This is a genomic window from Polyangium sp. 6x1 (assembly GCF_029946515.1).
Taxonomy (GTDB): Bacteria; Myxococcota_A; Polyangia; order Polyangiales; family Polyangiaceae; genus Polyangium.
Genome location: NZ_JARZHH010000026.1, coordinates 32210 through 45059 on the forward strand (window position 1 = coordinate 32210; position 12850 = coordinate 45059).

General features: G+C 68.4%; 9 protein-coding genes. 2 read left to right on the forward strand and 7 right to left on the reverse strand.

The features are described from left to right. Nucleotides 1-27 precede the first annotated feature (27 nt). Nucleotides 28-1614 carry an Ig-like domain-containing protein gene (locus QHF85_RS23815; protein WP_281329582.1) on the forward strand — a complete coding sequence of 529 codons (1587 nt, stop codon included), beginning with the start codon at nucleotides 28-30 and terminating at the stop codon, nucleotides 1612-1614. After that, a complete protein-coding gene (locus QHF85_RS23820) occupies nucleotides 1611-3851 on the forward strand; it encodes a hypothetical protein (protein WP_281329583.1) in 2241 nt (746 codons plus the stop codon). Before QHF85_RS23815 ends, QHF85_RS23820 begins: the two co-directional genes overlap by 4 nt. Nucleotides 3852-3932: 81 nt before the next feature. Here the strand turns inward: QHF85_RS23820 and QHF85_RS23825 are convergent, their stop codons facing one another. The 7 genes from QHF85_RS23825 to QHF85_RS23855 all read right to left on the reverse strand — a co-directional run bounded on the left by QHF85_RS23825 (nucleotide 3933) and on the right by QHF85_RS23855 (nucleotide 12813). Next, nucleotides 3933-4139 (reverse strand): KGG domain-containing protein, encoded by a 207-nt coding sequence (locus QHF85_RS23825; protein ID WP_281329584.1) that lies wholly within the window; start codon nucleotides 4137-4139, stop codon nucleotides 3933-3935. A gap of 212 nt (nucleotides 4140-4351) precedes the next feature. After that, nucleotides 4352-5059: an STAS domain-containing protein gene (locus tag QHF85_RS23830; protein WP_281329585.1), complete on the reverse strand. Its 708-nt coding sequence runs from the start codon at nucleotides 5057-5059 to the stop codon at nucleotides 4352-4354. A gap of 10 nt (nucleotides 5060-5069) precedes the next feature. Next, a complete protein-coding gene (locus QHF85_RS23835; RefSeq protein WP_281329586.1) occupies nucleotides 5070-5639 on the reverse strand; it encodes a hypothetical protein in 570 nt (189 codons plus the stop codon). Nucleotides 5640-5699: 60 nt separating this feature from the next. Further along, nucleotides 5700-5933, reverse strand: a complete 234-nt coding sequence (locus QHF85_RS23840) for a hypothetical protein (RefSeq protein ID WP_281329587.1) — start codon at nucleotides 5931-5933, stop codon at nucleotides 5700-5702. 2 nt (nucleotides 5934-5935) lie between these two features. Next, complete coding sequence (locus tag QHF85_RS23845; RefSeq protein WP_281329588.1) at nucleotides 5936-7012, reverse strand: hypothetical protein; 1077 nt, start codon at nucleotides 7010-7012, stop codon at nucleotides 5936-5938. A 25-nt stretch (nucleotides 7013-7037) separates the two neighbouring features. After that, nucleotides 7038-9740 (reverse strand): TonB-dependent receptor, encoded by a 2703-nt coding sequence (locus QHF85_RS23850; RefSeq protein WP_281329589.1) that lies wholly within the window; start codon nucleotides 9738-9740, stop codon nucleotides 7038-7040. Between the two features lie 4 nt (nucleotides 9741-9744). Beyond that, complete coding sequence (locus QHF85_RS23855; RefSeq protein WP_281329590.1) at nucleotides 9745-12813, reverse strand: FHA domain-containing protein; 3069 nt, start codon at nucleotides 12811-12813, stop codon at nucleotides 9745-9747. Nucleotides 12814-12850 lie beyond the last annotated feature (37 nt).

Here is a 12850-nt window from a genome sequence, read left to right on the forward strand (position 1 = left end):
TCCTCGGGGAGTTTCGGAGGCAGCGGCATGCAAAAATACGATGTCATCGGATGGGCCCGCCGTGTTTGGCCCGTGCTCGGCGTGATCGCGCTCGTCGGGTGCGGCGGGGACGAGTCGAACGAGCCTGAGGGGCTCGTCTGCGCGGCTCCTGCCACGATTCCGTTGCCCGCGAGCCCTGCGAGCCCTCTCTCGTGGAAAGGGCCCGGCGGCCCGGCGCAGACGTATTCGACCGACGTCCTCGGGGTCAATTGCGCGTTCCTCGACGGCGGCCCCGAGGACGACACGGATCACCACAACACCGTCACCATGCTCGACGGCCACCTCGTCATGCCCTGGGCGCCCGAGTGGGGCGGCGGAGGCCTATCGACGTATCGCTTCGACGACCCCTGCACGCCCACGCAAGTCGGCACGAGCTTCTCGCCGCTCATGCGCGAGACCCACGCGGCCGGGTTTGCCCGGATGAACGGCTGGAAGGCCGTCGTCAATGGCGTGAACGGCATTCAATTCTGGGATCTCTCGAACCCCGAGGCGCCCGCGGTCACGAGCGACCTCACGTTCCGGGGCGTCTTCTGGCCCGACGCGTACGCGCGTGTCGTCCTCTCGGTCTTCTGGCAAGCCCCGTACGTCTACGTCGCCGCGGCCGACAATGGCATCTTCGTCGTCGACGCAAGCGACCCAGCCAAACCCGTGCCGATCACGAAGCTCAAATTCGACCCGCCGCTGCGCGCCGGCGCGATCTTCGCCGTCGGCAACCTGCTCACGGTCATGGCCGCCGAGGGCTCGCGCACCGCGCTGCTCGACATCGGCGATCCGGCGCGGCCCACGCCCATCCCGGGCGGCACGTTCGAGATCCAGGACGGCGCCGGCGTCCGCCAGGAGGCCTATCACGGCCATTTGAACGGCGACAAGACCTGGTACGCCCGCAAATCCGGCGGCGGCGGCGTCATCATCTACGACATCTCGAACCCCGAGGCGCCGAAGTACGTCGGCGATTACCACGCGCCCGACGGGAACGGCGGATACGTCTTCCTCAAGGAGAACGTGGCGTTCGTCGGCGAGAGCCATTTCGCCGAGGCGGTCGACGTCTCCGATCCGACGAAGCCCACGCTTCTCCGCCGCTTCAACCTCACGGGGGACCTCGACACCATCATTCCGATCGGCAACGTCGTGGTCCTCAGCGTCGACGACAAGGCCGACGAGGACCACGGCAGCGCCGTCGCGCCGTTCCTCGAAATGCCCGACACGCGCGGCCCCGAGGTGACGATGGTGAACCCGCGCGACGGCGCCACGGCGCAGCCGCTCACGACCCGGATCGGCCTCACGTTCGGCGAGTTCGTCGATCTCGGATCGCTTTGGGAGGGCTCGTTCCTCGTCCGCAAGGTCGGCACGACCGAGCCGATCCAGGGCCAGTATTCGGGGCAGGAGGGCATCGTCAATTTCTGGCCCGCCGCGCCGCTCGAGCCCGATACCGAGTACGAGGTCGTCGTGCCCGCCGGTGGGGTCGTCGATTTCAACGGCAATCCCACGGCGACCGAGTTCCGCTCGACGTTCAAGACCGGCCCGTGTTTCCTCCCGGCGCCGCCCCCGCCCTATTCGGAGGAGGAGGAAGAATGAGACGCGCGCACGCCGGGATTCCCCTCGCGATTTTCCTCGCCGGGGCGGCCCTCGCCTCCTGCGGCGACGGCGCCACGGACAAACCTCCGCCCGCGCCGTTCGCGCTCGGCGCGATCGTGGGGCCCGCGGTCGCTTACGTCGGCGAAAACGTCTGTTTCTCGCTCCCCATCACGGGCGGCCCGACCGCCGAGGTCGCCTGGAACCTCGGCGACGGGACGGCCGTGCCGCCGGCGATGTTGTTCACGATGGTTTGTCATACCTATACGGAGCCGGGCCGTCGGCTCCTCGGCGCGACCGCGATCTACAAGGGGCAAAAGCTCGTCGCCACGCGCGGCGTGGCCGTGGTGCGGAAGCCCATGGCGATCCGGCCGAACACGTCGAGCACGATCGTCCTCGACGCCAAGCACCGCCACCTCTGGGTCGCGAATACCGATCATGACCACGTCGCGCGGCTCGACGCGGATGTGCCGGCCTTCCTCCCGCAATCGCTCGTGAATTGCGGCGCGCCACGCACGCTCGCGATCTCGGGCGCGATCCTCGCGGCGGCTTGTCAGGGGGACGGCACGGTCGTGTTTTACGATCTCGACAAGGACGAGACGCGCGGGAAGATCGATCTCGGCCCGGGCAGCGCGCCGTTCGGCGTCGTCGCCGATCCGCGCGGGGAAGGCGTGTTTTTCGTGACGCTCTCGGGCACGGGCGAGCTTGCCGCCGTCCGCGCCGAGGACCACAAGATCCTTTCGAAGATCCCCGTTTTTCCGGACGTACGCGGCGTCGCGGCCCTCGCGGACGGGACGGTGCTCGTGACGCGCTGGCGCGCGACGGCCGAGGGCGCGAACGTGGCCGTGATCGACGGGGCGTTCCCTGCGGCGCTCGCGGCGGGCGAGCCGCTCCTGCTCCCGCCCGACGTCGGGCTCGACAGCGACACGAACAACAGCGGCGTGCCGAGCTTCCTGAACCAGATCGTCCCCTCGCCCGACGGCGGCCGCGCCATCGTCCCCTCGCTTCGCGCGAACACCGTGACGGGAATGTACCGGACGGGCAAACCCCTGAGCTTCGAGACGACCGCGCGCGCGATCCTGACCGAGATCGAGCTCGGCGGGCCGACGGGGACACCGTTCGAGCGAAAAGCGGGGCGGTATGCGTTCGACGACCTCGATTTCGCCTCGGCCGCCGTCTTTTCCCCCGAGGGCGACGTGATCTACGTGGCGATCCAGGGCGCCGAGCGGGTCGAGGTGCGCGACGCCGTGAGCTTCGACGTCGCCGGCTCGATCGACGACGTCGGCCACGCCCCCGACGGTCTCGTCCTCAGCGAAGACGGCAAGACCCTGTGGGTCCACGCGTCGCTCTCGCGCCTGGTGAACGTGTACGACGTGAGCGACCTGTCGAGCCCGCCCGTCCCGCTCGGCGGGATCGCGACCGCGGTCAGCGAGGTGCTGTTCGAAGACGTTTTACGGGGCAAACAGATCTTCTACAGCAGCCGCGACCCGCGCATGAGCCGCACGAGCTACATGTCCTGCGCGTCCTGCCACCTCGACGGGGAAGGGGACAACCTCGTCTGGGATTTCACGCAGCGAGGCGAGGGCCTGCGCAATACGACCCCGCTCGCCGGGCGGGCAGGTACGGCGCACGGGCCCCTGCACTGGAGCGCCAATTTCGACGAGGTGCAGGACTTCGAGCACGACATCCGCGGCCCCATGGGCGGGACGGGATTTCTGCCGGACGACGTCTTCCATGCAGGGATGATCGACCAGACGCTCGGCGCCCCGAAGGAAGGTTTGTCCGCGGAGCTCGACGCGCTCGCCTCGTACGTGGCCTCGCTCGGCTCGTTCGGCAAGAGCCCGTTTCGATCGAACGATCCGGCCGCCCTGGCCTCGCGCCAGAAGGGCAAGGACATCTTCTTCTCGGCCGAGGCGGGCTGCTCGACCTGCCACGCGCCGCCGCGCTTCACCGACAGCGCGCTCGCGGCCGACAAGAACTACGTGCTGCACGACGTCGGCACGCTCGGACCAGGCTCCGGGTCGAGGCTCGGCGGCCCGCTGCCGGGGCTCGACACGCCGACGCTGCGCGGGCTGTGGAAGAGCGCGCCGTACCTGCACGACGGCTCCGCACCCACGCTTCGCGCCGTGCTCCGCGATCGCAATGCCACGGATCAGCACGGCAAGACGAGCCACCTCGGCGACGCAGATCTCGACGACCTCGAGCGGTATTTGCTCACGCTCGACGACGACGAGCCCTGAAACGAAAAAAGGGCCGCGGCCCGAGCGCGCGATGCGCCCCGCCGCGGCCACTTCATGGAGCCAACCTCAAAACGGACGCATTCAGCTCTTGTTCGAGCTGCCGCCGCCGCTGCTGCCTCCCTCTCCCTCGGCCTGCTTGCCTTCCTCGATGAGCTCGCGCACGCGCTGGCCGCCCTTGTGGCCGATCTCGGAGTAGAACTCGGAGCCGCGCTCGTCACGGACGGTCTCGCCGCCCTTGCGTCCCGCCTCCTCGACCGTCATCTGGCCCTTTTTCTGCTCCTGTGCCATGACGCACTCCCTTGCGAGTCGAAGGTCGTTCGTCGCAGCGTCCACGCGAGCGGCCCGTCCGCCCGTCGCTTCCCCCCGCGACACCTTCCACACGCGCTTCTCTGGGGTGCGGTCCCCGGGACGTCGAGCGGTCGTCCCGTCGATTCAAGGGTCGTCTCGGGTCGGTCGATACGTTTGTCCGGGGACATCCGCGACACCCGGGCCCGCTTGCCCTAGATTCTTCGCGCCCGACGGAGCTCGGCCCCGATGGCCATTTCGAGCGCGCTGCCGAGATCGGCGCGCAGGATCGCCGGCGCGAAATCGAGGCCCTGCTGCACGGCCGTACGGGCCGCCGCCGCCGACACGCCGCAAAGCACGACGCGCGCCCCGAGCAAGGACAAGGCCCGCGCGATTCGAACGAGGCCCTCGGCCACGACGGCATCGATGGCCACGGCCCCCGTGATGTCGAGGATCACCGTGCGCGCGCCCGCCTCGGAGACCCGCGCGAGCACGCGCCCCTCGGCCTGCGCGAGCATCGCGGCGTCGAGCGCCCCCGCAATCGGGACGAGCAAGACGCCGCGATACACCTCGAGGACGGGCGCGGAGAGGTCCCGCACCGCCCCGAGCAGCCGCTCCTGCTCCGCGCGCGCCTCCTCCAATTCTTGCACGCGCGCCTCGAGCTCGCGCCCCCGTAGCTCGAGCTCCTTGCGCCGCGCCTCGTCCCGCTCGCGGCTCCGGCGTAGCTCCCGCGCCACGCGGGCCACCATGTTCGCCACGATTCCGAGCTCGTCCGTGCGCTCGATGAAAGGCAGCTCCTCGTATCGACCGATGAGGACGCGGCTCATGCGCGAGCCAATCCAGCGGAGGAGATCCATCTCCTCGTCGAGGAGCCGCGCGGCGAGCGGCGGCGTTCCCTCCACGCCCTGGGCCTCGTCGCTCATCGAAGGGCGCTCATTCCTGCCATCGCGTATCGAACGTGCAGAAAGGATCCCCTCGCCGGACACACGTCGAATGCGTGATCTCCACGTCGTACGCGTCGAGCGCCTCGAGGAACCCGCGCAGCCCGCCGGCCTCGAACTGGCAATTGAACGGCTGATGCGACTCGACGATCGCGTGCCGCTCGCCCTTCATCGCGGTGCGCCACGTGCCGCTGTTGCCGCGTGTGGCGAACGTCCACATGCCCGGGAGCTTGGCCACGAAATCGGTCGGGCTCTTGATGCCGAGCTCGTGGAGCTGCGTGCGGAACATGAAATAAATGTTCCGGCCGATGAGCTCCGGGAGCGCAGGATCCCGGTCTTCGAGTTTGTTCAGGATCGTCTCGAGGTCCTGGCCGAGATACCAGGCCGCAGGGTCGATGTTGCGACACGCCGCGACATATTCCGGCGGGACGTCGTCCCCGCCGACCGTCACGAGCATGGTAAACAAGCTCCCCAGCGTCAGCGTCGGCCCGGAGCGGTCCTCCATTCCGGGATCCGGGAAGGCGCGCAGCTCGAGCGGCGCATAACGCGAGAAGCGATCCATGCGCGCGATCCTTTGGCCGCATAGGATCGGCGTCAAGGAAAAAGCACGATTGAACGCGAATCAGTAATGTTGGTCGAGGATGGAAGGATCCGTCGTCACGGAGAACACTTCATTGCAGCGACGACAGCGATACTTCACCTTCGTCGGGCGCGCCGAGATGCCGAAGAACAGGCGGAGATAGCCGGAGAGCGTGTAGACGCCCTCGGGGCTCACCAGATGGTGCTCACGGCCGTGGCCGCAGGCGCAGGTGCGGGCCTTCGATGCGGAAAAGTCGCTCGTGGGTTCCTGGGTCATGGTCACTCCACCCGGATATAGCGCTGCACGACGGTCGATCCACCCCGCGTGTCCCGAACGATGCCCCATATCTGATAAAGGCCGGGCTCGGCGGGCGGGATCCATTTCGTGCTGTGCTCGTCCTTGTAGCCCTCGGTGACGCCGCTGATGAGCGAGATGCCGCCGCCCGTGAGGTCGCCCGCGTCGACGAGCCAGTCGACCCAGACCGCCTCGTAAATCTGCTTGCCGTCGACCATTTCGCCAGGATCGATCTCGCCGATCGTGGGCTCGACCTGGAGGTCGATCTCGTGTTCGGTGCAGCCCTCGTAAGGGTCGCCCGCGAAGCAGCCGACGGCCCGGCGCTCGTCGTCCGTGGAGGGGCAAGCCTTGACCGTCGGCGCCTCGGCGAGGTCCTCGGGGATGAGCTCGCCGTCGAGGATCATTCCGGCGACCGGGGGGTTCTGGTTCGTCCGGCCGTCCTCGAACGTGTAGATCTGCGCGAAGCCGGGGACGAAGCTGTCGGCGGGGAGGCGATTGCCCTCGGGATCGAAGCAGGCAAACGGGAAGAAGCCCGCCTTGCCCGAAGGGTCGAGCTCGATCGGCTTGATCTCACCGGCGCAGGCGAAGAAAAATACGAATTGCAGGCCGTATTTCGATCCGCCGTCCGGCGTCGGGCGCTGGGAGAGGATGTCGGCCGGAATCGTGGTCGTGAACGTCGGCCCGAAGCCGATGAGCCCGGGCGGCAGCTCGCCGCCGCCCTGGCCGAGGCTCTGGAACGTCTGCAAGAGCTGCGGGAAGCAGCCATAATAGAGGTCGCCCGGCGGGTTGTAGCAGCCGCCGATCCAGAGGATCTGGACGGGGCGCGGGCCGTCGCCCTCGGGGTCGGGGTAGCCGTCGTAGAAGGTCATGTCGAAGCGGACCTCCTCGCCTGGCTGCGCATAAGGTTTGTCCGCCGTGACGGCGAAGACGCGCAGGCCATTGACGAGGTTCGACGACACCCAGCCGGGCGAGCATCCGCTCGTGGAGGCCATCGGCGCGGCGAGCGCCGCGGCGGCGAGCGCGCCGAGCACGTGACGTCGGAAGGAGCGTGTCTGCTTCATGCCATTCCCTCCTCGGCGAAAAGGCCTAGAAATCACCACGAATGCCGAAGCTCGGCAGGATCGGCACGCCCGTCACGTATTGCCGCGCGGTGTAGTTGAAGTTGTAATCGATGCCCTCGACGTTCTGGCTGTTGTAGACGTTCTGGACGTCGAGGTAGATCGAGAGCTGCCAGCTCTTGAAGCGGAACCGCCGATCGAGGCGGATGTCGAGCTGGTGGAACATGGGCAATCGCTCGCTGAAGGGGCCGCTGTACGGGATCGGCACGTAGGTGCCGACGGACGCGTTGTAAATGGCGTTCGCGCGATTTGGGATGCAGCCCGCTTCCTCGAAGTTGCAGACGTTCGGCGTCGTGAGGTTGCCCGAGACGAGGCGGAAGCGCGCGCCGAACTCCCAGCCGCCGCCGAGGCGATAGCTGCCGAGCGCCGTGAGGATGTGCGTCTGGTCGAACGAGACGGGCTGCTCCTCGGCGCCGGGGAGCGGCGTGCGCAAGCTGCGCGAGAGGGTATAGGCGACCCAGCCAAAGAAGTTCGAGTCGGCCTTGTACTTGAGCAGGAACTCCGCGCCGAAAATGCGGCCCTTGCCGAGGTTCTCGCGGACGGTGCCGCCGCCGACGTCCGCGGGGCGCTGCGAGACGAGGCGATCGAGCTGCTTGTAGAAACCCTCGACGCTGAGCTCGATGTTGCGCGTGAACTCCTGCTCGGCGCCGATCGCATAATGAATGGCGCGGTTCGCGCGGAGCCCGGACGAGCCAAACGGAGGGATCGTCTCCTGCGGCTGCGGCGGCTGCGTGTACGCGCCCACGCCGCCCTTGAGCGTCGAGCGCGGGAACTTGGAGGTGAGGTCGATGCGACCATTGACGCGCGGAGAGATGTCGACGCCGTCGACGCGGTTGTAGCCGTCGACGCGGACGCCCGGGACGAGCTTGGCCCGGCCCGTCGGCGCGATCTCGAGCTCGACGTAGCCAGCCGGGGCGACGATCCAGCCGCTGAACTGGGACTCGATGAGCGGGCGCGTGGAGAAGGGGCCGCCCGAAGGCTCGCCCGCGCGCGGCGGAGCCGGGCCGCGGTACTTCGCGTCGGCGTAGTTCGTGAACACGTCGAGGCCGGTGTTCAGCGTGATGCCCTTGCTGACGCGGCGCGTGTACTCGGCTCGCCCGCTGATGCTGTAGTTCTTGAGGTTGAAGAAGAAGGGGCCGACGCCGAAATCGAGGTTGTCGATGCCGACCGCGGCGACCGCCGAGAAGCGGTTCTTGTCGTCGATGTCGTTGTCGTAACGGAGCTGGATGCGGTGAAAGCCCGTGTGAAACCCGGCGTTGCCGCTGATCGCAGGCTCGCCGGGCGGGGGCTGATCCGCGATGAGCGCGATCGAGTCGTCCGCGCCGAAGAAGGTGAGGCGCACGCTCGAGCTCGGCGTGGGGTTCGCCTCGAGGCCGAGCTGATAATCCCAGTAGACGGGGAGCTGCGTGATGCCCGCGCCGGCCGCGTCGAGGGCGAGGCCGAGCGTGGCGTCGAGGTAGCTGCGCCGCGCGCCCGCGATGAAGCGGACCTTGTTCTTCGTGCCAGGCACGGGGCCCTCGGCGATGAAGCGCGCGTCGACGAGGTCGGCCTGCGCCATGCCGTGGTACTTGCCGTCGTTCTTGGGCGCGCGGACCGCGACGTCGACGATGCCGCCCATGACGCGGCCATACTGCGCGCTGAAGTTGCCCGGGAAGAAGTCGATGCGCTCGATCATCTCGGTCGGGACGACCGAGGACAAACCACCGAAGTGGTAGATGAGCGGGATCTGCGTGCCGTCGAGGAACGTCTGCGTGTCCTGCGGAGCCGAGCCGCGCACGAGCAAGATGCCCGCGATGGCAGGCGGGCGCGCGACGCCGGGTAGGTTTTGCAAGGCGCGGAGGGCGTCGCCGTTCGTGCCGGGGATGCGGAGCATCTCGCGCTGTTCGAGCGTCCGCTTCGTGACCTCGCGCGGCGCGCGGGCGCCACGCACGACGACCTCGAGGCCGTCGCTCGCCGCGACGAGGCGGTACTTGACCTCGATGGACTCGCCCGCCGCGATCTCCTCGGTGACGTCGAGCGTGTCGTAACCAGGCGCCGTGATGATCACGCGGTACTTGCCCGGCCCGAGCGCGTCGAAGCGGAAGTTGCCGTCGCCGTCGACCGTGGCCTCGTTCTGCCCGGAAGGTCCACTCAAGAGGACCGTGGCGCCGGCGAGCGGGACGTCGCCGCCGCTCGCGAGCACGACGCCGCGGAGCGCCTCGCTCGTCTGCGCGGCGCCGGGTTTGTCCCCGGAGGTCGCGTCGGGCGGGGGCTCGGCCTTCTTCAGCGCGAACGAGTAGCGGTAGAGGATGCGCGCGGGGACGGGCGTGCCGTCGGCCTTGCGTGCAGGGTCGAACTCGAGCTTCTTCGCGGCCTCGACGGCAGACTCGTCGAAGCCGTGTCCCGCGGGCTCGATGACGACGACGTTTTTGACCTTGCCGGTCCTGTCGATGTCGAGCTGGAGGGTGACGGTCGCTTCGAGCCCGGCCTTCTCGGCCTCGGGCGGGTACACCGGCGGCTGGTAGTTGAGCGGCCGGGGCATCGCGGAGCCGGTGGGCGCAGCGGGAGCAGCGGGCGCAGGCGCGTCGCCGGGCGGGGCGCTCTGCGCGAGGGCAGGCGCGGCCGAGGTCCCGGCGACGAGCCCCGCGAGGAGGAAGGCAAGGGCGCTCTTCTGGCGAGGAAGCACGTTCACGTGGTCATACCGGATCGCGGCGCTTCAAGATGACGCAAAGGACGATGACGAGGGAGATCGTGAAGCCCCCGAGCACCGCGAAGGGCAGCCACGTGCTCTCGTAGTTCGTGAAGCCCCAGCCGCCGGCGAGGTTGTCGGAGGCCATCTGCGCGACCGAGCACTTGAACTTGCCAGCCTCGATGAAGTCGGCAGGCGCGCTCTCGGTGCGACCGAGATCGATGACCCACGAGGGATCCTCCTTGAGCGCGATGCGCTCGTGGACGATGGAGCCCTCGAAGCCCCAGCGGGCCGGCATGATCATCATGAGGGGCTTCAGGTGGGGCACCGTCGTCATCGGGACCATGAGCCCCCCGAGCACTACCTGGGGGATGAGCGCGAGGGGCGTCAAGGCCATGGCCGCCTCGGAGGAGGTGACGACGGTCGAGAGGAGGAGCCCGAGCGCGACGGCCGCGAGCGAGGTGGCCACGAGCGAGGCGAGCTGCATCAAGAACGCAGCGGGGCCGCCATGGAAGCCGAGCGTGAAGAACACGATCGCGAGAAGGATCGTGCACTGCACGATGCAGAAGAACGCGAGCAGGATGTACTTCGAGAGGACGTAGTTGAGCAGGCCCAGGGTGACCATGCGCTCGCGCATGTAGATGGCCCGCTCGGCCACGATCTCGCGCGCCGAGTTGGAGGTGCCGAACCAGACGGAGGCGACGACGAGGAAGAAGATGGCGCCGGTGTTGTCGGCGGTGGCCGTCATGCTCTTCAAGACGTCGCCGGTGTTCGTGTTGCCGCCGAACTTCTTGCCGAGCTCCTGGAGCGCGCCGAGGCACCACGCCGGGACGGCCTTCTCCTGCCAGCCGAACACGATCGCGAGCAGGATGCCGATGATCGGCGCCTGCGCGAGCATGATGACCGTGCCGGCCGTGTCTCGCATCTTCGTCTTGAAGTAACGCGAGAGCAGGAGGCCGAGCTGGCCCTTCGTGGTGGCGCGTCGCTCGGGGATCGCGCGTTGTCCCTGGCCGGTGCCGATCTCGCGGCGGCCCGTGTACATCTTGCGGTACGTCGGGTTCTGATCGTTGAAGTACTCGCGGCGCCACTCGAGCGCGGCGTTCTTGCGCGCATGACCACGCGGCACGTTCGGGTCGCGCGCGCGCATCTGGTCGTAGAGGGCTTTTTCGCGCGACGCGATCATCTCGAACATGTCGCGCGGGTTGTCGATGTCGTTGCGCTGGCCCGCGCGCTCCTTCCACGTGCCGAAGAAGCGGTACGACTCGCCCTGCGTGGGACCGAAGAACGCCGGCACGCCGCCGTAGCCCATGATCAGCGTGTGCGAGAACTTCTCGTACTCGTCCTTCGCCGGCTGATGGATCGTCATGATGATCGTCTTGCCGGTGGCCTTCGTGAGGTCGTGCAAGAGCGTGATCAGTGCGGTGGTGTCGTCGGCGGCGAGGCCGGAGGTGGGCTCGTCGAGGAAGAGGATGACGGGGTCCGTGACGAGCTCGAGCGCGATGTTGACGCGCTTCCTCTGACCACCCGAGAGGATCTTCTTCTCGGGCTTGCCGATCTGGAGGTTCTTCACGCCCTCGAGGCCGAGGTCCTTGATCGTCTGCTCGACGCGCGCGTCGATCTCCTCCTCGGAGTAGTCGGGCGGGAGGCGGAACTTCGCGCTGTACTTCACGGCCTCGAAGACCGTGAGCTCGGGGTGCACGAGGTCGTCCTGCGGGACGTAGCCGATCGAGCCGCGCAGGTTGTCGTAGATGTTGTAGAGGTCCTCGCCGTTGATGCGGACGACGCCGCTCGTGGGCGGCAGGTAGCCGTTCAACGTGAGCAAGAGCGTCGTCTTGCCCGCGCCCGAAGGGCCCATGAGAGCGATCATGTCGCCCGGCAGCGCCTTGAACGAGACGTCGTCGAGCAGGCGCTTCATCTCGCTGGGGTTATCGCGATCGGGGACCTCGAGGACGAGGCTCCACGCCTCGATCTCGTAGAGAGGTTTGCCCGCCCAGCGATCGGCCGAGTACTCCTCCTGGACGATCTGGACCGCGCCCGAGGAGCCGAGCTCGATCTGGAGCGGCATCGGGCCGATGAAGAACTTCTCGCCGCTCTGGATGCCGATCTTCTGGCCCGGCGGGATGCGCTGGCCGCGGACGTACGTGCCGTTCGCGCTGCCGCGATCCTCGACGAAGAGCTGCCCGTTCATCTGGTGCACGAGCGCGTGGCGGCTCGAGACCTGCGGGTGCTGAATGACGATGTCGTTGTCGGGCGTGCGGCCGATGCTCTTCTGCCCGCCGCCACTCGGCCCCGCGAAATCGAGCTGGCCAAGGACGGTCTTGTTCTTCTTGCCCGGCGCGCCCGCAGCCGGCGCCGCGCCCGAGACAGGCGGATATCCCTGCGCCTGCGGCTGCGCGGACGGGTAGCCCTGCGGCTGCACGGACGGGTAGCCCTGCTGCGGCATCGAGACGTTCGTCTGCGGCATGGGCGCCGCCGGCTGCTGCGCATACGCGCCGCTCACGACGGGCGCGACGCCACCGCGCGAGGCCTGCGCGAGCCGCGCGAGCAGCTCCACCGGGACGGGCACGGGGCCGAACGCGACGACGCCATTCGGATCGATCGGCGCGGGCTGCGCAGCCTGGAGCTTCGTGGTGCCGACGTACGTGCCGCTCGTCGAGCCGTTGTCGACCACGAGCATGCGATCGAGCATCACGGTCGCGTGCTGGCTCGATACGCTCGGGTGCTGAATGACGAGCGAGGCGCGCGCAGGATCACGCCCGATCACGAGGTGACCCGCAGGCGCGGGCGCGCTGCCCGTGGCCATGATCGACAGGATGATCGCGGGGTGGCTGAGCGGGACGGGCGCGCGTCCGACGACGAACTGGGTGCGGAAGTCGAAGGGGACCTCTTCACCCGGGGCGAGCTGACGGTTGTTCGCGAACGAGGGCGCCGCGCCGCCGCCGATGAACACGAGCCTGCCGCCGCCCTGATGGACGAGGCGCGCGTGCTCGGGCGCGACGCTGGGATCCGCGATGACGACGTCGCACGTGGGTGCGCTGCCGATCGTGAGGGTCTGCTTGCCGAAGCCGGGGACCATGCGGGCTACCTTTCACCACGAACGTCCGCGGAGGGCA